This window comes from Pseudoalteromonas sp. SA25, assembly GCF_011378705.1.
In the GTDB taxonomy this organism is placed as follows: Bacteria; Pseudomonadota; Gammaproteobacteria; order Enterobacterales; family Alteromonadaceae; genus Pseudoalteromonas; species Pseudoalteromonas arctica.
This window is the reverse complement of the sequence record NZ_WTKV01000004.1, coordinates 62,663-87,439: the sequence shown is the minus strand read 5'-3', so window position 1 is coordinate 87,439 and position 24,777 is coordinate 62,663. Positions and strand designations below refer to the sequence as shown.

The following is a 24,777-nucleotide window of genomic DNA, read 5'->3' as shown; positions in this document are numbered from 1 at the left end:
CGATTTTAAAATTACATTACTATAGAAACAACTAAACAAAACGAGAATGAAAACAATGCTTAAACAAACATTAGCAACCTTTTTTTTAACAGCGCTATTAGCAGGTTGTTCATCAACACCAAAAGTGCCTGACATTCATGAAAACTTCAAAGCAAAAGGAGGTGATTCTTATTCAAAAACCACCATGCGTTTAATGGGCAGCAATAAGTTTGTTGACTCAACAAACGGGGATGAAGCCACACGCAAAGTAGTGGGAAGTGGTGCGATGAAGGTATTGCAGCTTGTCTCATTAGATTTTGTGGGGTTAGCACAAAACTCACTGAGTGATTATTTAATTGAAGATGAGCCTTTAGCGGAAAAATCACAGTTATTAGTCAGACTCGATGGTGTGAGTGAGGCGGAGTTAAACACCCCTGAATTATTAATTGATAAAGCAATAGGTAAAGTGGAGGCGCTGATAGGTAAGTTAAATTTGTCGCGTATTGACCCACCAAGTTTTGTGCCTGAACGCATAAAACCGGTATTTTACAATTATGATCTAAATGTTGGTGTATGCAAAAACGCTAAAGATATAACCACTTGTGTAATTACAATTCAGCGCCCAGAAGTTGAAAGTTACGACAAAGCCACGCAACATGCATATGTTAGATTCAATGCATATGGAACAGAATTACTAGCCCATGTAATGGGAAGATATAAAAGCGATGATATGAGTCTTTATATTACACCGAATCATAGTGAGTTCGACTCAGATTTTAGCTACCAAACAGCAACTAAAGTACCTGTCGTTATTAATGGTGGCCGAGTTCATAAGTTCATTAAGGGCGCAAAATTTACCAATGGCGCACCGATAGATGATTTTGTTATGTACTACCAAATAAAGGACAATGAAACGGGTATTAAAAAGCAATACAAAATAAACGTAGCGGATTACACGTACACTAAAATTAACTGACCACTTAAGCCACCAGCGAGACACGCTTTTTAGTCGTATGTTTTAGCTGGTGGCTACCAATCCAAAAAAAAGCCCACCAAAAACCTCAAAAAAAGCTAAATTTCTACAAAACAGATTATTTATGTTCATTTAAGCATTTTTTTTTAACTGTCGATTAAAAATCACTTGTTAATGTATCCATGTGATTTTTTCTTAAGGCGACTGAAATGCGTAAAAAATGTTTACCTCTGGTAGGGATGGCCCTTCTATCTGCAAATGCGTTAGCAGATGAACCCGCTTATACATTTACAGGCACTATTGAGGCGACAAAGCCTACCTTTGAGCTTGTAAACAATTCGACTGAACTCGTATCCCAAGTGAAACCGTTTCAGCTTAGCGCAAGTAATGTTTCTGACGGAGAGTACTGTATAACAACAACGGATCTAACGACTGCAATGCAGGGCGGTACACTAAGTAGTGGGTACTGCTTATTTGAGTGGGATATTCCGAGCAATTTTAACAGCAACAACGGTTATGCGATTACAGGTATACCAGTAACGGACGGGGAGTTAACGCTAAGCTATAAGGTTTTTTTCTGGTAGTGCCAAACTTTTTGAATATTTATACAACGTTTAAAGGTTTATTTACTCTCTTCCTGTCACGTTAAAAAAAGGTGGCAGCTTATTGTTTTGGTGATTAGCATGATTAAAGATAATGTAGAAATTAAACTAGAAAAAATCGATGAATTATTAGACAAGTCTACATTTGAGTATATTTTCGCAGAAAATATTACCCTTGAAAAAACCATAGATAATTTAATCAGTAATATAAATTTATTTTCGTTTTTAAAACCAAGTTCAAACGACAGCTTTGATACAATTACTACTTGGAAACTTGATGCTTATCAAGCTCCGATAATTGGATATAAAACTGATAACGAAAAGTTGAAACTAGTCTCTGGCTTATTTACATTTCATAAAGTTTGTCGACTTCAAGAACAGTCAAATCAACTTGTCCCATGTTTGATCCTTCCTAATCGTCCATCACCCGATCTTAGACGTTTAATTTTTCTTAATGATATTGTTCGACTACTTTTTAAGCAGTACTTTAATGCATCCGGTCCTTTAATCTCAGAGTTACTTATTGGCTTATTCAAAGGTGAACAACCAGTAATTGATTCAACAGAATGGCGTACCTTATTTCCAGCTATTAAAACAAAAACAGAATTATGTAAATGGCTTAAAATTAGTACAAAAGTGATTAAATTATGACGGGTATGCTAAAAGTTAAGCTTCTTGAGCATATTGAGTTGTATTGCAAAGCGGTAAACTTGGAAATCAGTATCGAGGATATAAAATCTGACTTTGATGATTTTACTTCTCGCATAAGTGCTCCTGAAGATTTGAGTGGTTTATCACAAGTTTTTTTATTATTAAAAAGGATGAATGATGCGTCACAGAAGCTATGGGAGTTTACTAAAAGTGAGCTATATCTTCCTGAGTATATTTATTATGCCTTTAATGAGTATGGAGTTGAGCTAGATGCAAGCTCAAGAGAGAGTTTTAATCGCAGCACATATAAAAATGGTTGGTGCAATGAGATACCATTCTATGTATTACTTATTAAATCATATGAGTATAAGCAAGATTCAAAATCATTAAATCTTCTTGCTAATTTTATTGGTAATTATTTTAAAACAATACATACACTCATCGATCCTGAATTAGCTACAAGCTCATCAACAAGAGAAGCTGAGGTTTGTAATAAGTTTCGCTTATTAATGAAAAAGTCCAATATAGCCTTCGAACCAGATAAAGATAAAATATTAACAAACTACCTTGATTCAGCTTCGTCAATCGCGAGTAAGTTAGAGTTAATTATTAATAATGATATATATAGTAATAATGTAACGGATAGAGGTTATTTAAATACTTTAATTCATTTTTATAAGAATGACTGGCAACCAGCTCGACTGTATAAAAGAGGAGGCCGTTACAGAGGCTCCATCGCTAAATGGTATAAAAAACCTAATACTTTACCTATTACTGGGGCTGTTGATAATTTGTCAGTTTTAATACCATATTTAAACTTTTTATCAGATACAGAGGGACTTAACCCTGAAGATTATGAGGTTCAGATGCCTTTTGTAATTGATAACAATGAAAGCAATACTGAAAGGGATAAAACCGATCATCAAAGCATTGAAATGATTTTTAGTCCCGCCTCAAAGAAGAAAAAACAAATAGATATAACTCGCAATGTGCACCGAGCTCATAATATTGCTTACCAAGATACGCGATTATTAAAGGCGCCAGAACTGGGCTTATTATTTGATACATTAAATAAGTATGGCCGTTCCGATAAAAATATTGAGCTAGCAATATTGGGATGGCTGATGTTTTTAATGGGTAAGACGTTACATGAGATAGAAAGCTTACAGATATTTAATAAAATAGATGACAAAACACGAGGTTTGTTTCTTGATGGAAATGGTCGAGGCTGGTGGTATTTCCCTATAACTCAAACCGCTAAACCAACGATTAAAAAAGTTGGTCTTATTAAAACAGCAAATGGTGTATTCACTGCCTGTCCTACATTTTTGACAGATTTAATAATTAAATACTTGAAGGGCAGAAAAGAAGGCTTACTTATTAACGTAGACAATTTTGCAGAACTTGAAAGCAGTTTAGCCAAAAAATTTAAAAAGGTATCAGATAGAGCTTATAGCGGAAGACTAAGTATCAATAGCATTAGCAACTTTATTGGAAATTATATTAATGCAACAGGTGTGATAGACCCTATTTATATAGACTTTAGTTACGATGTAAAAATGTATTCTACTCGAGTATCTAGAAGCTATAGCAATATTGATGATGTTACGCGCTGTGAAAGGCTATTTGAGTTTTGGCAAGAAGTTGAGTCTGATTACTATGATTATTGTAAAGAGAAATTCCCTATAAAACTTTTTGAATTAGTGTGTTTTGATAAGCGTAATCGCATGCTTGGTTCTAAATTCACACCAGAGAATATGACAGTTAAGAGCCTCATAGCAGCTTTACTATTAGAAGTTAAAAACACCAAGTTAAACTCTTTAAAACAACTTGATGCAATCTTAAAATACCATAACGCGTTTACAGTCTATACGGCATGGATGTTAATGTTTGGAACGGGTTATCGGGCTGTTTGGAACCCGTTACCCACTTTTTCCCTGTATTTTCCAACGCTAAACCTCATGGGGATAAGTGATAAAGATGATAGTGATTTTACGCATTCTAGATTAGTTTGTTTACCTTCTATTTTAAATGCGCAAATCACAGCTTATCAAGAACACCTTAGTTGTTTGAGAGGGTTAATAAGAGTATTAAAGCCCAAGTTATGCCAGTCAATTGATGACTTTTTAAATGCCGCTTCTAAAAGCTTAAATCTCAATTACAAAGAATCTTGTCAGTGGTTTAAGCTAATCAGAAATTCACGTATAAATCATGGACCTTTATTCATATTTCAAAGACAAAGAGCAGGAATTGTTACTAAAGGTATTTCTCCTACAGAGTTAGTTCACAAGTTACCTAAGGAACATAAAATACCTGCAAATGCAGGAAGACATTGGCTTAAAAGTAATTTGCTTTATAACAACGTTAATTCAGAGCTAATAAACTTTCAAATGGGTCATTGGCAGTCTGGTGAGGTTCCTTTAGCTGATTATTCGACACTAAATCACACTGATTTTGTAAATGAATTGTTACCTATTCTAGATAAGTTATTTAAGGGGGTAGGATGGCAAACTCTAAAGTCCGATCTTATTTAAATGAACTGAAGAAGCAAGGCAAGTTCCATCAATGTTTTCAACAGATTGTAAATGCTTATAGAAACTGCTCAGATAATGATTTTGGAATTCGATTCAGCGATGGTGATTTTTTAAACGAATATAAAAAGCTATGCATGCTAATGCTTAGGTATTTTAAAAAATCCGATGAGAATGTTCTTTCTAGTGAAATGAACATTTTAAAGTCACGGTTAAAAGAAGACTTAACGATTAAACACCTTCAGCTCATGCTTATTGATGCTATATTAAATTATGGGTTAAAGCATCACGGTATTGAATCTTCAAAAGTCCCTCAAATCGTCGTACTAAAGCGCGATAAACCTATGTTATCACTAGTAGAATTAATAAAACTACCGATAGCACTACAAATTAAGTCAATATTAAGTAAAGAGCTACAAACACCAACTGCTAATTTGTCAAAAGAAGCTAGTTATGGCCGATTAGTTTTATTTTTATATATGACAACAGGTGTTCAGTTTGACGAGTTTATTACAATCATAAATGCCCCGGATGCTTTAATGTATTTAGGTGGTCAAGTATTTTGGTATAGGAAAACCGAAAAAGAGGAACGACGATACGTACTATGTGATGCTGTTGTCCTTTTATTATTACATCATAAAAACTTCATTAAGCCGTTTGAGAAAATACGAGTAAATAAAAATAGATTAAGTGAATTTATAACAACGTTTTTAACAGAAGCTAGTGGTACAAACTGGCAAAGCTTGTCACTTCTGAAATTACGAACACTTAGAAAAATGGATACTATAATCAACCTCAGCCCTATCGACTATCAGATGTATTTACGGGCTAGTACCTGTAACGAGCTACCTCAAACAGCTTTTTTAAGGTTAATAAGTAATAAGGCATTAGTTGCAGACGAAATCGCAAAACAACCTAAGAAATTTAATGAGCTTAATAAGTTATTGTCATTTGATAGTGACAGCTTTGATTATATTGAGCCTAAATTAATAATAGTTAAGTTAGAGTATACCTATAAAAACTTGAGGGAACTGAATGGCCAAAGGGCTTCAAGGGCACAGTGCATTAAATTTGTTGAACAAGAATTGAGAAATGATAAAAATAGTATTTATTTCAATATTTTGTGTGGTTGGCTTTATTATCTTTTGAAAGAGGGAGGGGTAACTAAAAAGAAGTTAAAAGTAGACACAGTAATTGATTATGTTAAAAGTATCAGTAAACCTTTTTTAACCGTTTTTACTCAAACTGATCTAGCAATAATATCAGCGTCAGATTGGGCAATAAAGTTAAATGATACGAGTGAGTATTTTAATTCTGCCCAACGTAAAAAGTATTTATACTATTTTTCTGTGTTTTTAATAGAGTCTGAAATTGTCAAAGACTTGTGTATTGACGATCTTGATATAGCTCCTGTCCAAAGTAAAGTTGATGCTAATCTAGTTTCAGCAAGTCATGCAAGCGCAATTCTTGAATATTTAAGTGACAGCCTCAATAACAGTCCGGTTGAGTTATATGCATATTTATTAATGTGTTTTTGTTTTTATAGTGGCTTGCGCCGTAATGAAGCCGCTAAGCTGTACTTTGGTGATATTCAGGTTTCACCTGTAAAGCCAAATGAAGGTGAATATGATTGGGTTCTACTATCAATCAGACCAAATAAAATAAGGGGTTTAAAAACACCTTCAGCTAGAAGAGAACTACCCCTAGATGCGTTATGGCCAAAAGAGCATTTAGCCAAGCTAAGAAGCTTTTATGACGTTCAAAAAAACACTGAAAATAAGCCATCCAATTCATTGTTATTTAACTGCTCTGTTAGCGTAAATAAAGCATACGAGCTATTAACGCAATTACTGCATTACTATACTAAGGATCATACTCTAAGAATTCATCACCTAAGACATAGCTTTGCTAATTGGACTTGGTACAGATTAAATTCAAACTTGGTATTAACGGGAAGGCAGTATTTATCTATATTTGAAAATGACTTATTTGATCAAAGTTTTATTACTCACTTTAACAAAAGATTAAAAGTTAAAGATAATACTCGTTCAAAAATGTTTTTTTTGTCTCATTTACTTGGTCATAAAGTCACAGTGTCGACACTAAATAGCTATTTACACTTAAAAGACATACAGCATTGCGCACAAATGAATCAAACATATACAGTATCTAAGTATTTTTTATCTGAATGTATAGGGAGAGCTAATTTTAAGGAGTTTATGCCAGGTGAAAGTTTAATTGAAAGAATTGAATTTTATAGTAAAAAACAAGAGCAAGACTATTCGATCCAATATGCGGGTAAGGTTAGTGATTTAATCACACCATCGTTTAAAGGTTTTAAACAAAAGTTTGAAGCTGATGGGCAAATAAGAATGTTAGATTATGCAAATGCTCTTAAATCGCTAGAACTAAACTCAGTACACGATACAGCATCGAGTTACTCACTCCCTGTGGAGCAAGTTCAAAAATTACATGATAACGCTCTGAGTGTAAGCAGAGAATATCCTAGGAAAGGTAAAAAGCTGCCCTTAATTCCTAACTTCCCAAGTTTAGATAATACTAAAGATGACTTAAAAAGAGTTTCTTCACAAAAAGCATTTTATTATTTATGTCAGAAATTTGATACTTTATTAAGTCAGAAAAATGTAACTCTTAGTGAAGCATTTGATGCCCTACAAATATTGAAATATGCTGCTGCAGGGAAGAATTTCGCTCTTCGTTGTCCTGATGAGCAAGTAATACGCAACTTTTTAAATTTATGTATAAAATTTAAATTAAAGTCGAGCCACTTCAAATTTCGTTTTCATCAAGTAGATTTACAAAATCAAAATGTTACTCAAGCGGGGTCTTACTGGGAGCAATTAGTTTCTTCATTTGGATTAAGCGATAGTCACATCGAAAGCGCCTCAATTGAGGAGGGCAGGTTTCTAGGTAAACATAATGGCAATGGCTTTTTGGAAGTTGGATTATTAATTACAGTAAAGGGTAGTAAAGGCACATATAAAAAGTCGAGGCGCCACCATAGCTTAATGAGTTTTCTTCATTTGCTGCTTATTATAAGTTATAGGGCCGGCGAAGACCCTTAAAAGCTTCAAATTAAGTTTAGGTATTTTAAAACGTTAACTCATTCTTTTAAGAACTTTATCGACTTTGCTACGAGTAAGTCTTTTCCAAAAATGGATTATGATAGTTGTTACATCGGTGTCTTTAGCCCGTAGTTATTTTATTTATTCGAAAATACGTATCTAGCGTCAATTAACTTGGGTTTAAGTTTATAACGCATCACCTTAAACTTAATCGTAATTTGGTTTAGTGTAGTTGCCTGAATAACTTCTCATGCAACAGATAGACTTCGAAGTCTAAATATTTGGTTTTATACGTATTTGTAATACTTCCTTTCTTTGACCACCTCACCTGGATAGGTCAAACCAGTTTTCAAATTTAAATTTAAATTTATAACCCTATGATTAATAGTTGTTTAAGTTACTGTTGATTTTTGTTTTTACATTGAGTGTTATTTAGATGTAAATAGTGTAATAACTTTCATTGCATTCGAATGCAAAAGGCGGTAGTTTTTATGAGTCGAAAAAATAGTCATTTAAATACTGCGTTTTTAATAATTATAAATAATAAAAATTCGGTGGTGGATCATAGCGTCCATAAATGCTTAATAAAATTCATTTCAACAGGTGGAGAATTTATCTCATGACGACAAATATTTTACGTAAAACACTTATTTTTGCTGCTGTAAATACGGCGTTATTAGGCTCAGCATCTGTATTTTCACAAGAAGCAAAATTAAACCCCAATAAAGGGCTGGAGGTGATTTCTGTTACCTCTACTAAGCGAGTTAAAAGTATTCAGTCGGTGCCTTTAGCAGTTACTGCGGTGTCGGCTAAAGATTTACTCGAAAATGGCATTACCGATATTTTAAGCCTTGATAGCCTAGCGCCAGGTTTAAAGTCGGGTGTGTCGGGGAGCGATGCCCGTCCAGCTATGCGCGGTGCCAGAACAGAGCAAGTAGAGGCTAATGATGTTGCTATTGCATTTTACTCTAACGGTGTTTATCGCCCACGCCATGGGCAAGCACTCGCTGGCTTTGTTGATTTAGAACGTGTTGAAGTACTACGCGGCCCGCAAGGTACGTTGTTTGGTCGTAACTCATTTGGTGGAGCAATTGATGTAATAGCTAAAAAACCAGAGCTTGATATTACCGAAGGTGGTATGGCTACAACATTTGGTAATTATGGTCATTTAAGGGGGGAAGGCTTTTTTAATGCCGCTTTAACCGATGATACCGCAGTACGCTTTACTGGGGTGCGAGAAATACGCGACCCATACGTAGAGAATTCATTTAATGAATCAGCAGGCTTAAAAGATGCTGATATGTATTTTTTACGTGGCCAAGTATTTACTGAATTTAACGACGATGTAAATTTAAATGTAAAAGTAGAAACGTGGCAGGACGAGTCAAATGGCGGCGGTGCTTTTGGTTACCATATTTTAGGTGTGCCTCTAAACCCTGCGACAGGTAAAACAAGCTTATCGGCACCATTAACTCAGCGCATTGGTCGAGATGATGTGTGTGGCAGTAATTGTGGTCGTTTTGGTGCAGGCCTAGATAATGCAGCAACGCCTGGGCTTGATACTGCCCAAGGTGTATCGTCAGACCCATTTACTCAGCAGTTTGATTATAAGCCATCACGCAATGTGAGCGATGTAAGTCTTAGTGCCGAGTTAAACTGGTCGCTTGAGTCGGTTGATTTAAAAGTAATTGCAGCCTCAATGGATTACGAAGAAACACGCCTTACCGATGGTGATTTTTCGACTTATGCAACCACAGTAGATGGTAACGCAATTGAATCTAAAACTAACTCGTTAGAAGTACAAGTTAGCTCTACCTACGAAAGTGATTTTGAATGGGTGGCTGGTATTTACTTATTTTCAGAGGACCTAGATAACGCTTTTTTAAATGCGAGCTACGGAGCTGTGGTTGATAATGTACCCGATACAACGCAGCCTCAAGCACTTCAATATGCACCATGGTTAAACCAAATTCAGCTAGAAACGCGATCAGCGGCGGCTTACTTTCAAGGTAACTACGCATTTAGTGATGATACACGCGGTATAGCAGGTATAAGGTACACAAATGATAAACGTGAGTGGGATATCTACGGTCAAAATACCAATGATTTAAGCACGATCGATTTTTCAGAGTTAGAGGTAAAAGATGCAGATGGCGATTGGAGTAAAGTAACGTGGAAAGTTGGTATTGAACACGACTTAACAAACGATCAGCTACTATACGCTACAGTATCTACAGGCTTTTTAGCTGGTAATGCACAGGGCGCTTTTAACGGTGAAAACAGTTACGATGAGCAAACAGTAACGGCTTACGAAGTAGGCTTTAAAAGCATGCTGCTTGATAATTCATTAAGATTTAACGCCTCTTTATATTACAACCAATACGAAGATTTACTTTCTACGCGTTTTCAAAATGTAGGCGGTACGGCGGTATCATTTTTTGGTAATGCGGGCGAAATTGATGCAGCTGGTCTTGAGCTTGAAATTGATTGGCAAGCGAGTGATGCATTGCGCCTAGGTGCACGTGCCGCGTTTACAGATTCTACTTATGGTGACTTTGTTACGCCAAATGTGTTTGAAGAAGGCGGAGAGACTATAAATGGCGTAGATAACTTACTGCAACTTGACGGTAACGAAGTGCAGTTAAGTCCCAAATATAACATTACCCTTTTAGCGAGTTACGAGTTTGATTTAGGTGATAAAGGCCGCATTGTGCCTGCTACCAGTATTCAGTTATCGGATTCGTATACGACCAACGATCTCCCGTTTTCGTTTGGTACGCAAGGTAGCTATCAAAAATACGATGCCAGTATTGCATGGTATTCGGCCGATAATGAGTGGGCTGTACGCGCATATGTTCAAAATGCAGGCGATGAACTTATCTTGCTTAGAACGGTTCGCTTTGGCGGTAACGTAGCGGCTGCTGACTATGCTAATCCTCGCACTTATGGCGTAAGAATAGGTTATAACTTTTAAGCCAGTTATCGTTTTAACTGCTTTATACTCGGTTAGGGTCTAACTAAAGTTAAGTTATTAATAAAATTGGATATTATTTAAAAGGCCAGCAATATTGTATTGCTGGCCTTTTTATTTTATAGATTTCGAAATCATGATTATTTTGATTTTAAATCATTGTTATTTATGTTTTTTATAGTTCAGGTTAATTATTAGGCAGAAAGTTGTTGATCTTTTTGACTTCGAAGTCTATTTTGTATCAATGCATTATCAATTGATACAGTTTGTTTACTGTAATAATTGAAAATGTAGAGTTGGGGAGAAGTAGACACGTTTTAAACTCGGGAGAATAATTATAATGAAAGCTAAATTTACACGGACTCTCGTTCATTTTGCTGTAACAACTGCTATTACAGCAACCACAATGAATGCTCACAGCGCCGAAGAAGCAACATCAACACAAACTCAGCAGCAAATTAAAGAACCAGCCATTGAACGCATAGCCGTTACTGCAAACCGTCGCTCACAAGATCTACAGGAAGTATCATCATCAATCACTGCACTAGGGGAGGCTGATATAGCCCGTGCAGGTATTATTGATGTTACGGGTCTTGAGCAGGTTGTACCGGGTTTACGTATGGGGTCATCCGGTGGTGAGGTTCGTCCTGCAATGCGCGGCGCACGCACTAATGAGGTGGGTGTAGCAGGCACCGGTATTGCTGAGCAAATAGTCGGTATATTTCAAGATGGTATTTACGTACCGACTACCTCATCTGGTTTAGGAGCATTGGTGGATGTGCAGCGCATAGAAGTGCTGCGTGGCCCACAAGGTACTCTATACGGACGTAACACCTTTGCTGGCAGTATTAATATAATTACTAATCAACCTGTTTTTGACGATTTACTGGGGAGTATAAAAGTTGAAACAGGGAGTTATAACCGCAGTGCTTACGAGGGTATTATAAATATACCTGTAAGCGATACGCTCGCGACCCGTTTTGTAGTGGCCTCTGATCGTCACGATGGCTATATCAATAACTTAGTGATTCCAGGGCCTTCGGATGATTTACGCGAAAAAAATCAGTTTTATATGCGTAATGTCACTAAGTGGCAACCAAACGATAAGTTTAACGCAACGGTACGTTTTGACTACTCGCGTAAAAACTCAAACTCAGAAGCTATTTGGGGCTATCAGCAAATTGCGGGTTACCAAATAAGCGAAACGTCACCTGGCTCCGGCATATTTGATCCTAACCCTACAATTACAGCTGGGCATATTTATCAGCCAAGTGATACGCAACATGACGACCTTGGTCCATATGATGTTTATCGCAATAGCTTTTCGCTTGATAAACAAGAAAGCTTTTCGACCACAGTAGCACTTGAGTGGTATACCGACTTTGCTGATATTAAGTGGACGACTAACTATTCAACCCTTAACGGCAAGCAATACTACGACAACGACTATAGCGATGGCGGTATTGATTTTGTAGGTGGTTTTGGGCGAGTGGACGACCAAAAAACATTATCGTCTGAGTTACAGTTTGCATCAAATAATGACGACTCTGATTTTTCGTGGATTGGTGGACTTTACTACTTTGATCAAGAAGCAGATTGGAGCTGGTTATCGCATGCAGATACAACAGGTGATGGTGTATCAGACTCTGTCGTTGTGCCTTCGTGGGGGAATCCAGATTATGACCCGCATACAGCTAAATCTATCGCAGCGTATGGGCAGTTACGTTATCAAATTAGTGAAGACTTACGTGTTGTAGGTGGTTTGCGTGTTAACCAAGACGATAAAACGTTTACTGGTGATGTCATTCCCGATTGGGATGATTCTGCAATGTTATATAAAGCGGCTGCAGAGTACGACATAAACAAAGACATAATGGCTTATGCAAGCGTAGCCACTGGTTACAGAACGGGTGGTGCAAACGATTCGCGCGTGGTAGCACGTGGTGCAGACCCACTTTATGATAACGAAGATGTTATTTCGTACGAAATGGGTCTGAAAAGCTACTTGCTAGATGGGGCAATGCGCTTAAATGTGTCGGTATTTATGAATAAGTACGAAGACGTAAAAGCACAGTTGTTTGCAACGTCATGTAACGATACAACAACGGGTGATACTGTTTTAGAATGTGTGTCTGCAGGTACAGCCACAACATTTGAGTATTACGAAAATGGCGGTGACGTAGAAACTAAAGGCCTGGAAGCCGACCTTCAATGGGTACCAGTTGATAATTTAACGCTTACGGGTACGTTATCGTTATTGGATAGCGAATTTGCAGATGGTTACGCTGTGGGTAACGAGCAACTTCGTCCGTTACTAGCACTGGGTAACCAAGGTGGCCGCCAAGATATAAATGATAATTCTAGCCAATTTAGTTTTGAAGGCTGGCGACCTGCAATGGCTCCAGAGTACAGCATGGGGCTTTCGGCGCGTTATGAGTTTAGTTTAGGGGGCGACTCGTACTTAGTGCCGTATATTCAAATGAACTACTTAGACGATTACTACGCGTTTGATACAAACATTCCAGAGGTAAAAGTAGATGCGCATTTAATGGCTGATGCGCGTTTAACCTGGTTTATAAACGACAGCGTACAGGTTGAAGCATACGTTAAGAATATTGGTGACAAAGCCATATTAACGCGTGGTGTGGTGCATTCACAAATTGTTGATGGTTTACCAGCTAACTCAGTACAAGCAAACTGGAGCAACCCGCGTACGTGGGGCGCGAGCTTAAAATATCAGTTTTAACGTTTCTTAAAATGGCCAAATCGCCATAACTCTCAGCCAGCTAATAATTTATTAGCTGGCTTTTTTATTTAAAAAAGCTAGCGAATTAGCTCGCACTGAGTATTACTATCATATTTAGCGAGTATTTTTTTGCATTCATCCAAGGCTCTTGTATTTGCTTTAGATTGTGAGCTGTAACCCTCTGAAAAACCATAAAACTCGCCACCATTATAGGTTTTCCCTAGTGCGAATGCTTTTCTGCCGGCTCTTGACTCGAATGTGGTTAATGCATTTACCGTAGCTACATTATAAGAATTTGAGTCGCACAATAGCGCGTTGGGTTCTACTTCACATAATGTAGGCGTAGATTGACAGCCAGTTAAAAGTAAGACGATACCGATACTGAGATACTTCATTTATTGTCTTTAATTATTATAATTTAAGGTTTAATGTACCTAAAAAAGTTAAAATTATAAACAAAAAAAGCGCTCAGTGAGCGCTTGAAGGGAAGTAAAAAGTGTTTACAGTGCGAATTGCTGATTTAACGCGAGGGTGTCAAATTGCATTACTTCGCTTGATATTAGAGTGTTAGTAATTGTAATAACGGTGAGTATTTGTTGGCGAACGCGTACGTTTTTAGCATTAAAAGTCCCATCGAGTGTCCAGCAAATTGTTGCTTGGTTTAAGGCACTGTCAAACTGTACGGTTTCTAATTGGGCGTAGCATCTGCTTAGGGTTTGTGAAAGCGCTAAATGGCAATTTAACAGTGCATCTTTTGATTGTGTTTCGTTACTGCCAGCAAAAATAACGTCTGCATTTTTAGCATAAACACTTTCAAAATTAGCTAAGTTATTAAGCTGCCAAATTTGCCACCAATTATTTAATATTTCAGCAGTTTGCGTTGGTAATTCACAAATATCACTGGGCGTTGCATGAAAGGTCGTAGGGTGCAGCTGGTTATCTAAATCGCAAACCATAATAGGGTCGCTTTTAGGTAACTTAGGGATCAGCAGCGAATTATTACTTGCCTCACCTGTAAATTCGTTGTTAGCCAATAATAGCGTATCAACAACACATTTTACTGATTTTATGAAGGTATTATTGTGCTTAATTACAAACGAAAGTCTTACTGGTTTTAGTAATTTTTTAGGTTGTAATATCAGCTGTAAAGTCTCAAGTTCCTGGCCTTTACTGTGCGTTTTAGATATTAATTCTGATACGCCATATTGCGCCAAAAAATCAAGCCATAGCGGTTGTGCTTGCAATGACCCCATCGCGGTAAAGTGATGTTGTTGCCAACGGCTACTACGTAACAATTTACCTGAAATAGTTTTAATATCTGCTTTGGTGTATAAATCGATAATTGCGTTGATCATGCATTTACCTCCAATTCTGTTTGGCTATTTAATGCGTGTGACCTAAATAGGTTTGCGAGTAGCGCAACTTCGTCAAAAACGGTGACTTCTTCAATAATCTTTTGATTTTTGATGCGTAAATGTGAGGCGCCCAACACAAAATAAGGAAGATTTTTTAGCTCACTTAATTCACAGCTTTGTGGATTGAAATGCCCCGCAAGTGACCAGCGAATTGCTACATCTGTAGTGCTTTCATCAAAGGGTGTAATTGCTAAGTGGTCGAGGGTTAGTTTGGCATTAGGGCAATTAGCAAAAAATTGTATAAATACGCCATTTATTTGTGCAAGGCCGGTTGCCATTCTGCCACTTGGCCATTGTTGTGTGGCCGTTAGGCTATAAAACTCGTGTATTTTGGCAAATTGCTTTTGGTTAAATAACGTATCTAGCCAGTTATGCGCAAATGCGGCCAGTTCACCGTCTAAAATTGGAGTGCTTGGCGTGCGGTGATCAATTGCTTGTACCCGGGTAAACTCTTCATCAAGCCATTGTATGTGTTTTTCTTTACTTGGTACTTTGGCCATGTGTTTGGCTACATTGATAATATTAAGGCCAAGTTGTTTAACTAAAAAGCCGTTGTCGCGTACTAGCCATTCTTTTACTATTTTATTTTCAAAACAAACGCAGTCGGCAATGGTGGTTACTCGGCCTGTTTTATTTGTAGCTGGGCCAAATTCTGAGTTACCGGTATTACTCATCACACTGCTAATTAAGTGTGATGAGTAATAATGCTCGTTGCCATCTTCTGAAAAAATAACATTTTCGCCAATTAGGCTTCTATCTGGGAATGCGGCAATGGTTTTAAGTGTGCCTTGAATAACATCTTCAATATTTTCGCCGTAAGCACCCAGTGTAAAAACAGGACATACATCAGCGTAATAGCGATAACATAAACCAATGTTTTTTTGCTCCCAAATGCGGTGCGTAATTCGTAAAATGTAATCAACAATATCAACAAACTCTTCGTCAAACCCGACAAGCGTTTGCTGTTTTTTACTTTGCGGATTTAATACGCTTGATAAAGGCAGCCAGTAAGGTTGGGTAATTGTGTTTTGTGTGCTCATAAATATCTCTTAGTTTGCTGCTGCTATTTTATTTTGCATTTTCTCGAATATATCAATACCCATTCCCTCTAATAAGTGAGGAATATCGATAGCGACCCAGTTCTCTTTTAAAATACCGTTTTCGCAGCGCCAAAAATCCATAACACGCGGAAACAGCTTATTACCCGATGCAGGTAAACCAAGCCAGTCATCCCCTGTATGAGTGCCGTACATATGCGGCCAACCGCCCGTTGCTACAAAGTTGTCGTGGCTTACTAAGCAGAGTGTTTTATTGATCCCACGATCAGGGAACCCTTTTAAGAATGGAGCTTGGTGGTGTTCTCTAAAACCACTAATGCCTCGAGTTGTTCCTATACCTGCAGGGCCATACCAAATAAAATCTGGGTGCCAGTATTTTTCTAAATTGATGCTGTACAGATCTTTACCATCGTAGCGGCCAAGCTCAGTAAGCATATCGATTACGAGCTGTTCATTGGCTTTACTTAGTTCGTCGTTTTTAGCTGTAGCAGGCACACCATCAAGTGTAGTGGGGGGCATTATTAAACCCGGGTAACCTAAGCTTGGACGCAGCGGGTTTACACCTACTTGGTTCATTACATCGATTAAATCTAAAAAGGTATAAACGTTAATTACTTTATTGTTTTCTATTTGAGCCATTTCGCTATAGCGAATAAAAATACTTTTACCGGTGGCTGGAATACCTAATAACGGTTTTGTAAATGTGCCGGTAAAGTAGCCTGTTGCGCATATCCATTGCTCGCCTTTGTAGTCGCCCTCAATAGAAATAAAGGGTTTACGTTCTATATCGGGTAATGAGTTTTTAAGCACACCAAAGTAATTATTAATTACATTTTGTTTAGATGTAATTGGTTCAAAAGGGTAGCTTACCTGCCATTGAACGGTATCAGCAAGCAATGCTTGATTTGGTAATTTTGCAGCGCTGAAGTTTTCAAAAAGTTGTTCTAAAATATTCATTTATTTCACCTTATACAAAATGTTCAAATAACATGAGAGACGCGAAGCTCACTACAAAAAAGCCAAGTAACCAGTAGTTTATTGAGTCAAATTTACCAGGGACCAAATACCAGCCGTTTTCTTTTTCTGGTCGGTTTTGCTCTTTAAATACTTTTAACTGACCTTTAATTGTGTACTCGTTGTACTCCTCTTGAAAACCATCAAAAGCGATACTCAAAACAATACTAAACACTACACACGTTATGGCACCAATTGCACAATACCAAGGCCATGCTATATCGGTGTAAAGGGCGCATATTGCAACGGTTACAAACGATACTAATGTGCCAATAAGTAGGCCTTTTTCGGTGGTGTGCTTAGAGAAAAATCCTAGTGCAAACATACCTAGCTGAGCACCTACAAAATATGAACCTACCTTGGTGAGTATTTCTAAAATAGAGCCTTCGCTGTAAAGGTGATACATAATGGCGGGTACAATGATTATGATTGCCCAGCCAAGAGTAAATAAACGTGTTGCAGCTAAATAGTGAGCGTCGTTTTTTTCAGGTGCAAAATACTTTTTGTAAAAGTCGATAGTACTAATTGTTGAAAGCGAGTTAAGCGCTGAATCAAGGCTCGACATAGAAGCAGCCATTACTGCTGCAGCTATAATTCCCATTAATCCTGGCAGACCATAGTCGGATGCAAACTGTAAAATAATTAGGTTGTCGTTTTCAAATGTGCGTCCGCCGTAGTAGCTGTAAAACAACACGCCCATAAATATAAAAAACAGATAAATAAAGAATGCAATAAAGCCCATTAGTAAGTACGACTTTTTAGCATCACCAATATTTTTAGCTGCTAGAGTACGTTGCACCATCATTTGGTTAGTACCATAAACGGTGATGTGGTAGAGCGACATAGCCAGCACGCCAGACCAAACTGTGGTGACTTGTGTGAAGTCGAATGAGAAATTAAGAGGATCTAATTTACCTTGTGCTTTTAATTCGGTAAGTGTTGAGCTAAACGAGCCATCCATCGAGGTAATAAGTGCATACATAATAATACCTGCACCAATAAATAAGATCCCTGACTGAATAACATCGGTCCATATTACGGCTGTTATACCTCCAAGCATAGTATATATAAGCGCAATAATAGTGACTAAAAATATGGCGGTAATAACGTTTATATCAACTATAAAGGCAAGTACCAAAGAGGTTGCATAAAGTACGGCGGCTGATCCCATTGTTTGTGAAATAAGCCAAATTGTGGAGATTAAAATCCGCGCTTTTTTACCAAAACGACGCTCTTGGTATTCGTATATTGAGGCGACACCCGCGTTGTAAAAAAACGGAAAAAACAAACACACAACAGCCACAATAACGAGTGGGTAGTTTAAGTGTATGGCAATAACCGATAAACCTTCTTTGTAAGACCACGCTGGCGCACCTAAAAATGTAAGCGCACTAATATAGGTTGCCACTACCGATATACCAATAGCCCACCAAGGTGTATTTTTTCGGCCAATATAAAAATCATTAGCAGTACTCACCTTTTTACTTATTACAAACCCAAGTATGAGGTTCGCAATAATGTACCCGACGAGAATGCTCCAATTCAATAATCCAAAATCATTCATAATTAATCCTGTTAGATTAGGTATTACGGGCTAATTAGCCTATTTATACTTTTTATTTTGAATCATCATGAATCACTTTGACTTCGAAGTCAATTGTCATTAGTATTATTTTAAATCGATTTATAACTTAATATTTACAGGCTTTTAATTACTCTTTAAATAGAATACATTTTAGCAATACGTATTTATTTGCGGTTTAAGAGTGTTAATTTGATTGCGTAAACAACAAGGGAACATCATGGCAGAAATAATTAATAATAAGCAGTTGGTTCGTCAGTTTCATGCTGCATTAGAAAAAACACAAGGTAATGATTTAAATTCTGTATTTAAAGAATACTTGGCAGATAATTACAGCTTAAAAGGTGTGCATCCGTTTAATGAATTAAATAATGTCAATGATGTAATTGAACATGTGTGGCAGCCTTTATTTCATTCTTTTAAAGCACTTCAACGCCGTGAAGATATTTTTATTGCAGGACAAAGCGAAGCCGATGGCGGCGAGTGGGTAATGAGTATGGGGCACTTTATGGGCCTCTTTGATCGTGACTGGTTAGGTATTGCACCTTCTCATAAATTGGCGACAATTCGCTACGCTGAATTCAACTGTGTAAAAGACGGTAAAATTATTCAAACTGGCTTTTTTGTCGATATTATTGGGGTGATGCTACAAGTCGGTTTAAACCCATTACCACTCTCTACCGGGCAATATTTTACTTACCCTGGGCCACGTACCCACGATGGAGTTCGTTTAGGTGAAGGGAGCGATGAGCAAAGTACGCGCACAATGAACTTGGTTAATCAGATGATTGATAACCTAACCGCGCTTAATCAAAGCGGTATAAATACCTGCCCACCCGAAGTGTTAGCTAAAACGTGGGATGAGAACATGGTTTGGTATGGCCCTGCGGGTATTGGTGCTACATATACAATTGAGCGTTATCAGCAACAACATATGTATCCGTTTAGAGAAGGGTTAACGGGTAAAGTATTTAATGGCCATATTTGCCGGTTTGCTGAGGATGAATATGCATGCTTTTTTGGTTGGCCAAACTTAACGAATACCGCCATTGGTGGCTTTTTAGGTTTACCTGGAGCGAATACTCCTGCCGATATGCGCGTGGTTGATGTATATCATCGTGAAGGTGATAAACTAGTTGAAAACTGGGTAATTATTGACTTACCGTATTGGTTAAAACAACAAGGCTTAGATATTTTAAAACGCACACAAAGTATTGCTAATCCGAGGGCGTAGCCTGTTTAAGCTGTAAAAAAGCTCTGTATTACAGAGCTTTTCTTTTATAACGGTTATAAGAGGCTAAGGCGCAAAGTTTAAATAGCGCGCTTTAGTTAGTTCTTTCATTCGGGCAAATATATCTACGCCAATTTGATTGTACACATCGAGTATATCTATCAGCACCCAGTTTTCACGAATTAAATTGTTTTCGGCTCGCCAAAAGTCGAGGCTACGCATAGTTATTTGCTGATTTGCGGGTGCAATACCTAACCAACCACCGTTACTAATAGTCATGCTCATACCTGGCCATGCAGTAAAGCCTACGTAGTTTTCATCGGCAAATAAATAACCTTTATTAGCATCGCCAACCCGGTTGGGGAGGGCATTTAAAAACGGGATTTGATGCCAATTTCTAAAGCCTTTTATACCGCGTGCAGTGCCTATTGTGCTTGGTCCATACCAGCTACAATGCGGATGCCAAAACTGCTCTAGTTTCATGGCTTCAATGCCACCTTTAGCATAAAATCCAAGGTGCTCACACATATCGCCCACAAGCTTTAAACTTTGCGCAGCTTGTTCGCTATTATAAGGATGGGTGATTAACCCATCTTGTGTGGCAGGCCCCGGCACATGCCACTCTTTACCTAAGCTCGGAGAAAGTGGCCATACGTTTGCTTGCATCATTACTTCTGGAATATCCCAAATAGTTTGTAATTCCACCACTTTGCTATTTTTTATACGATAAAACTCATGAAAGCGCATACTTACTTGATGCCCTGTGGGTGGAATGCCTAGCCATTGCTTTTCGAATGAGCCGGTATAGTATCCGCAGCAGCCAATCCAATCAGAGTCGTTTATAGAGCTACCTGCCATTACAATAGTATCGCGACGTTCAAGGCCAACAAATGCATTGCTAAGGGGTTTATAAACATCTTCAATGAGTGCATTAGGGTTTGCGAGTGTTTCAAACGGGTAGCAAAGTTGTATTAATGCGTCATTAGTAAATAAGTTTGTAACTTCCTTTTTGAGCAAATTTATATTGAAGTTATAAAGTGCGTTTCTGAAGCTTTTAATTAACTCTTTATTTTTATTATGAATACTCATATTTTTGATTCACTTGTAGCTGATTCAAAGTCTGCACGTAATTGCTTAGCACCACTGAGTAAAAAGCTATGATCAGAGCCTAATAAATAAAAACTTACGCCTAGCGATTGCCAGTGACTTAGCTCACTTAAATTACCAACAAACATGCCACAGCATTTATTATATTTAGCTGCTGCGTTAGCTATTTTAGTAACGGCATCAATAACAGCAGGAGCACTTGGATTGGTTTCACCAAGGGAAATAGTTAAATCCATTCGGCCTATAAAAATACAGTCAATCTCGTCTATTTGGCACAATTCATCGATGTTCTCAAGCGCATCGGCATCCTCTATTTGGGCAATAATACAGGTAGATGACTTGTTGGTTGCTAAGTTATCGGTTAATGCATGTGTGGTATAGCCTGCAAAGCGGCTTGAACCTGCATAGCCTCTACCGTTGTTGCCATAAAAACAGTTTTTAATAATCGATTTTGCTTGCTCTGGCGTTTTAATGTGAGGTAGTACTAGGCCGTTAGCACCGATATCTAAACTGCTAAGTATAGTGGCGTGATCGGTACTACTTACGCGAATCAGGGTCGGCATATTTTTAGTGCGTGCAGCCATAATACAACTGTCTAAATCACCTCGATCAAACGGGGCATGCTCTGCGTCTAAACACAAGACATCGAGATTAGTGTGAGAAAGTACTTCGGTATTATGATAATGGGTACTTTTTATAAATGTGCCTAATAGTAATTGTTGAGCATTTAACTTTTGTTTTAAATTCATTTAATAGACTCCAGCCAATCTACGAGTAGTGCGTTTAGGGTGTTACTTCTTTCAAGCGGTACGAAATGCCCACAATTACCTAATAAAATAAGATCGCTATTAGGGCAGGCGTTATGCATTGTTTTTTGAATAGTACTAGGACATAAAACGTCATGCTCACCACCAACAAATAGTAATTTTTTATTGGTTTTTTCAATAACGTTTAAGGTATCTTCGCGCGTTGAAAGAGCATTTAATTGTGCACTAAAAGCGTTAAAGCCAAGCTCATTTGCCATTTTTAATACAAGCTTGTTGTGCTCTAAGTTTGGCTGGTGGAAATAATGCGGCATAAAGTCGTGCTTTAGCACATCAGTAGTACTAGTTGCTTGTGCCTGCTTGATTTGCTTTTGCCTAATAAGTGGACGCTCTGGTTTATCTGCCAAACTATTGCTGGAAATTAAACACAGCGACTTTATAAGCTCAGGGTTTGATTTTAAAAGCGCAAGGGCAACAATGCCACCCATTGAAAAACCAATAAAAGGAGCAGACTCTAGGGCTATGGTTTTAGTAAGCTCAGCCATTTGTGCAATGGTTGTTTGCTCTGTAAAGGGAATAACGTGAGGGGTATAACCCGCATTTTGAAGGACAATTATTTGTGCTTCAAACATACGGTGGTTACACATAGTACCAGGTAAAATATAAACAGGATTTTTGGCCACAAAAATTCCTTAATTTAGCGTGTTTTAATAGAGTTCCCTGTAATTAATGAACCGGTAAAAACTCGTGCTTCAGCAGCGGCTTGAGGGTTTTCAATACGTTCCATGAGTATGTCTACAGCGGCTTTAGTTAGCTGTTTCATAGGTTGTTGTATTGTGGTTATTTGATAGTTGTACCAAGACGCAGCACTAATACCATCAAACCCTACCACCGACACATCGTCGGGTACGCTTAAGTTTAAGTTTTGTTTGATTTCATCAATTACGCCAATGGCCATTACATCGTTACTGCAAATAATAGCATCGGGTAGGGTGTTTGTTTTTAACCAATCTTCTAATGCACTTCGTGCTGATTTATAACCATAATCACCATAAATAACAGGCGTATTTTGGATACCTAAAATGTGTAAATAATTTTGAGCTATTTCACGACGTTCGTTGGCTACATCAGAGTCATCTGGACCAGCAATAATTAAATACGACTTATGGTTAGATTGGTGTAATAAATCAATTAGCTGTTTAATACCTTTATCGTGATTACAGCAAACTGTGTTTGCATTCGATTCAGGCACATTACGGTTATAAAGCACAATAGGCGTGCTGTGTTTAGCAAATAAATCTAGGCTTTTACTATCAAAGTGAGCCGCTAGAGCAATTACGCCATCAACCTGAAAGGTCCAAATATTTTCGAGTAATTCATCTAGTTCGTCTGCGTCATCAAGAGTAAAGAGCAGCACTCGTTTATTGTTAAGTGCCAACTCTTTGTTAAGCTCAGAGAGTACCTCAGGGTAATTCAAGTTTGCTCGCGATGATAAAATAACCGCAACCATACCAGACTGTTTCGTGATCAACATACGAGCAATGGCATTAGGTCTGTAGCCCATTTCATTGGCTGTTGTGATCACCTTTTCTCGCGTTTTTTTAGACACGCTAAATCCGGGTCTAAATACACGTGATACCGCCGATTGTGATACACCCGCTTCGCGGGCTACATCATATGAGGTGACTCGTTTTTGCTTTGACAATGATTTATTTCCTATATCGTCTTACTCGTATGTCTGCTTGTTCTTTGTGGCCAGCGAACCCTTCTGCAGCACATAAGCGTGAACAATACTCACCAACAACAACCGAAGCTTCTTCTGTTACTTGTTGGAAAGTACAAGTTTTTATGAATTTTCCTACCCATAGTCCACCAGTATAACGCGCTGCTTTACCTGTGGGTAGTGTATGGTTTGTGCCAATGCATTTATCACCATAAGAAACGTTAGTTTGTGGTCCTAAAAATAATGCCCCAAAGTTTTGCATGTTGTCTTTAAAGTACTCGATATTATTTGTCATGATTTGCACATGCTCGAATGCAAGGTCGTTAGCCACTTCTATCATTTCTTCATAGGTGTCGCATACAATAACTTCACCATGATCTTTCCATGCTACACCCGCAATATCTGCAGTAGGTAAAATGGTAAGCTGTCTCTCTACTTCAGCCATAGTATCAACTGCTAATTGCTCAGAGTTAGTAAGTAAGATAGCAGGTGAGGTAGGGCCGTGCTCTGCTTGACCTAGTAAATCGGCAGCACACAGTTCGCCATCAACACTGTCATCAGCAATAACTAGAGTCTCGGTAGGGCCTGCAAATAAATCAATACCAACTCGGCCAAATAACTGGCGTTTAGCTTCGGCTACAAAGGCATTACCTGGGCCTACAATCATATCTACGGGAGCAATAGTTTGTGTACCAATTGCCATTGCGGCTACAGCTTGTACACCACCAAGGCAGTAAATTTCATCAGCACCAGCCATGTCCATTGCAACCACTATTTCTGGTGATGGCTTGCCATTAAAAGGCGGAGCCATAGCGATAACACGTTTAACACCGGCTACTTTAGCTGTTAATACACTCATATGGGCAGAGGCTAGTAGTGGATACTTTCCACCTGGTACGTAACAACCTACGCTGTCCATTGCTATATGTTTATGACCAAGCGTAACGCCAGGTAGCGTTTCTACTTCAACGTCTTTCATTGAGTCGCGTTGAATTTGAGCAAAATTACGGACTTGGCTTTGTGCCCATTTTATATCGTTGATTAATTGATCATCAAGCTGTGCGTAACATGCTTTAATTTCGTCAGCAGAAAGTTTGAAAGACTTCGGAGTCCACTTATCGAATTTTTCAGAATATTCACGAATTGCTGCATCACCTTCAGATTCAACGCGCGTTAAAATATTTTCTACAATATCTCTTACTGACTGATTTTGTTCTTTTTTTGAGTCAGCAGGCTGACCTTTTTTTAAATGCTTTATCATTGTTTATATCCTTAGTGATTAGTTTTTTTATACACTGTTGATGAGACGTACTGGTTAAATAATGTCTTGCATCTGGGGGTACT

The 24,777-nt window shown here is 38.0% G+C and carries 18 protein-coding genes; 8 read left to right on the top strand and 10 right to left on the bottom strand.

Annotation, left to right across the window (positions count from 1 at the left end):
* Positions 1 to 55: 55 nt before the first annotated feature.
* The 7 genes from GQR45_RS04640 (at position 56) to GQR45_RS04610 (ending at position 13,539) form a co-directional block, all read left to right on the top strand.
* Positions 56 to 955 (top strand): hypothetical protein, encoded by a 900-nt coding sequence (locus GQR45_RS04640; RefSeq protein ID WP_165725258.1) that lies wholly within the window; start codon positions 56 to 58, stop codon positions 953 to 955.
* A 206-nt stretch (positions 956 to 1,161) separates the two neighbouring features.
* A complete protein-coding gene (locus tag GQR45_RS04635; protein WP_165725257.1) occupies positions 1,162 to 1,536 on the top strand; it encodes a hypothetical protein in 375 nt (124 codons plus the stop codon).
* A gap of 99 nt (positions 1,537 to 1,635) precedes the next feature.
* Positions 1,636 to 2,205 carry a hypothetical protein gene (locus GQR45_RS04630; protein ID WP_165725256.1) on the top strand — a complete coding sequence of 190 codons (570 nt, stop codon included), beginning with the start codon at positions 1,636 to 1,638 and terminating at the stop codon, positions 2,203 to 2,205.
* Positions 2,202 to 4,739 (top strand): hypothetical protein, encoded by a 2,538-nt coding sequence (locus tag GQR45_RS04625; protein WP_165725255.1) that lies wholly within the window; start codon positions 2,202 to 2,204, stop codon positions 4,737 to 4,739. The genes GQR45_RS04630 and GQR45_RS04625 overlap by 4 nt, the downstream gene beginning before the upstream one ends.
* Complete coding sequence (locus GQR45_RS04620; RefSeq protein WP_165725254.1) at positions 4,709 to 7,822, top strand: integrase; 3,114 nt, start codon at positions 4,709 to 4,711, stop codon at positions 7,820 to 7,822. The genes GQR45_RS04625 and GQR45_RS04620 overlap by 31 nt, the downstream gene beginning before the upstream one ends.
* A 619-nt stretch (positions 7,823 to 8,441) precedes the next feature.
* Positions 8,442 to 10,796 carry a TonB-dependent receptor gene (locus tag GQR45_RS04615; RefSeq protein ID WP_165725253.1) on the top strand — a complete coding sequence of 785 codons (2,355 nt, stop codon included), beginning with the start codon at positions 8,442 to 8,444 and terminating at the stop codon, positions 10,794 to 10,796.
* Between the two features lie 337 nt (positions 10,797 to 11,133).
* Entirely contained in the window at positions 11,134 to 13,539 is a 2,406-nt protein-coding gene (locus GQR45_RS04610; protein ID WP_165725252.1) for a TonB-dependent receptor, read from the top strand.
* A gap of 77 nt (positions 13,540 to 13,616) precedes the next feature.
* Here GQR45_RS04610 and GQR45_RS04605 read toward each other — a convergent pair whose 3' ends face one another.
* From GQR45_RS04605 to GQR45_RS04585, 5 genes are all read right to left on the bottom strand, one after another.
* Positions 13,617 to 13,934 carry a hypothetical protein gene (locus GQR45_RS04605; protein WP_165725251.1) on the bottom strand — a complete coding sequence of 106 codons (318 nt, stop codon included), beginning with the start codon at positions 13,932 to 13,934 and terminating at the stop codon, positions 13,617 to 13,619.
* Positions 13,935 to 14,039: 105 nt separating this feature from the next.
* Positions 14,040 to 14,894, bottom strand: coding sequence for a hypothetical protein (locus GQR45_RS04600; protein WP_165725250.1), 855 nt, complete (start codon positions 14,892 to 14,894; stop codon positions 14,040 to 14,042).
* Entirely contained in the window at positions 14,891 to 15,994 is a 1,104-nt protein-coding gene (locus GQR45_RS04595; RefSeq protein ID WP_165725249.1) for a nuclear transport factor 2 family protein, read from the bottom strand. The genes GQR45_RS04600 and GQR45_RS04595 overlap by 4 nt, the downstream gene beginning before the upstream one ends.
* 9 nt (positions 15,995 to 16,003) lie before the next feature.
* Positions 16,004 to 16,969, bottom strand: coding sequence for an ester cyclase (locus GQR45_RS04590; RefSeq protein WP_165725248.1), 966 nt, complete (start codon positions 16,967 to 16,969; stop codon positions 16,004 to 16,006).
* A 10-nt stretch (positions 16,970 to 16,979) separates the two neighbouring features.
* On the bottom strand, positions 16,980 to 18,590 hold the full coding sequence (locus GQR45_RS04585) for a sodium/solute symporter (RefSeq protein ID WP_165725247.1): 1,611 nt from the start codon (positions 18,588 to 18,590) through the stop codon (positions 16,980 to 16,982).
* A 238-nt stretch (positions 18,591 to 18,828) separates the two neighbouring features.
* Between GQR45_RS04585 and GQR45_RS04580 the strand changes: the two genes are divergently transcribed.
* Positions 18,829 to 19,842 (top strand): ester cyclase, encoded by a 1,014-nt coding sequence (locus GQR45_RS04580; RefSeq protein ID WP_165725246.1) that lies wholly within the window; start codon positions 18,829 to 18,831, stop codon positions 19,840 to 19,842.
* Between the two features lie 63 nt (positions 19,843 to 19,905).
* On the opposite strand, the gene GQR45_RS04575 is transcribed toward GQR45_RS04580, so the two are convergent.
* The 5 genes from GQR45_RS04575 to hisD are packed head-to-tail and all read right to left on the bottom strand — an operon-like array spanning position 19,906 to position 24,694.
* Positions 19,906 to 20,928 (bottom strand): ester cyclase, encoded by a 1,023-nt coding sequence (locus tag GQR45_RS04575; RefSeq protein ID WP_165725245.1) that lies wholly within the window; start codon positions 20,926 to 20,928, stop codon positions 19,906 to 19,908.
* Entirely contained in the window at positions 20,925 to 21,695 is a 771-nt protein-coding gene (locus tag GQR45_RS04570) for an aldolase/citrate lyase family protein (protein WP_165725244.1), read from the bottom strand. Before GQR45_RS04570 ends, GQR45_RS04575 begins: the two co-directional genes overlap by 4 nt.
* Positions 21,692 to 22,393 (bottom strand): alpha/beta hydrolase, encoded by a 702-nt coding sequence (locus GQR45_RS04565; protein ID WP_165725243.1) that lies wholly within the window; start codon positions 22,391 to 22,393, stop codon positions 21,692 to 21,694. The genes GQR45_RS04570 and GQR45_RS04565 overlap by 4 nt, the downstream gene beginning before the upstream one ends.
* Before the next feature lie 14 nt (positions 22,394 to 22,407).
* Complete coding sequence (locus tag GQR45_RS04560) at positions 22,408 to 23,415, bottom strand: LacI family DNA-binding transcriptional regulator (protein WP_165725242.1); 1,008 nt, start codon at positions 23,413 to 23,415, stop codon at positions 22,408 to 22,410.
* A 4-nt stretch (positions 23,416 to 23,419) separates the two neighbouring features.
* Positions 23,420 to 24,694 (bottom strand): histidinol dehydrogenase, encoded by a 1,275-nt coding sequence (hisD, locus tag GQR45_RS04555; RefSeq protein ID WP_165725241.1) that lies wholly within the window; start codon positions 24,692 to 24,694, stop codon positions 23,420 to 23,422.
* Between the last annotated feature and the right edge of the window lie 83 nt (positions 24,695 to 24,777).

Bases quoted from the DNA above. Each gene is read 5' to 3' on its own strand.
- GQR45_RS04640 (WP_165725258.1), top strand. From the start codon at position 56: ATGCTTAAACAAACATTAGCAACCTTTTTTTTAACAGCGCTATTAGCA.
- GQR45_RS04635 (WP_165725257.1), top strand. From the start codon at position 1,162: ATGCGTAAAAAATGTTTACCTCTGGTAGGGATGGCCCTTCTATCTGCA.
- GQR45_RS04630 (WP_165725256.1), top strand. From the start codon at position 1,636: ATGATTAAAGATAATGTAGAAATTAAACTAGAAAAAATCGATGAATTA.
- GQR45_RS04625 (WP_165725255.1), top strand. From the start codon at position 2,202: ATGACGGGTATGCTAAAAGTTAAGCTTCTTGAGCATATTGAGTTGTAT.
- GQR45_RS04620 (WP_165725254.1), top strand. From the start codon at position 4,709: ATGGCAAACTCTAAAGTCCGATCTTATTTAAATGAACTGAAGAAGCAA.
- GQR45_RS04615 (WP_165725253.1), top strand. From the start codon at position 8,442: ATGACGACAAATATTTTACGTAAAACACTTATTTTTGCTGCTGTAAAT.
- GQR45_RS04610 (WP_165725252.1), top strand. From the start codon at position 11,134: ATGAAAGCTAAATTTACACGGACTCTCGTTCATTTTGCTGTAACAACT.
- GQR45_RS04605 (WP_165725251.1), bottom strand. From the start codon at position 13,934: ATGAAGTATCTCAGTATCGGTATCGTCTTACTTTTAACTGGCTGTCAA.
- GQR45_RS04600 (WP_165725250.1), bottom strand. From the start codon at position 14,894: ATGATCAACGCAATTATCGATTTATACACCAAAGCAGATATTAAAACT.
- GQR45_RS04595 (WP_165725249.1), bottom strand. From the start codon at position 15,994: ATGAGCACACAAAACACAATTACCCAACCTTACTGGCTGCCTTTATCA.
- GQR45_RS04590 (WP_165725248.1), bottom strand. From the start codon at position 16,969: ATGAATATTTTAGAACAACTTTTTGAAAACTTCAGCGCTGCAAAATTA.
- GQR45_RS04585 (WP_165725247.1), bottom strand. From the start codon at position 18,590: ATGAATGATTTTGGATTATTGAATTGGAGCATTCTCGTCGGGTACATT.
- GQR45_RS04580 (WP_165725246.1), top strand. From the start codon at position 18,829: ATGGCAGAAATAATTAATAATAAGCAGTTGGTTCGTCAGTTTCATGCT.
- GQR45_RS04575 (WP_165725245.1), bottom strand. From the start codon at position 20,928: ATGAGTATTCATAATAAAAATAAAGAGTTAATTAAAAGCTTCAGAAAC.
- GQR45_RS04570 (WP_165725244.1), bottom strand. From the start codon at position 21,695: ATGAATTTAAAACAAAAGTTAAATGCTCAACAATTACTATTAGGCACA.
- hisD (WP_165725241.1), bottom strand. From the start codon at position 24,694: ATGATAAAGCATTTAAAAAAAGGTCAGCCTGCTGACTCAAAAAAAGAA.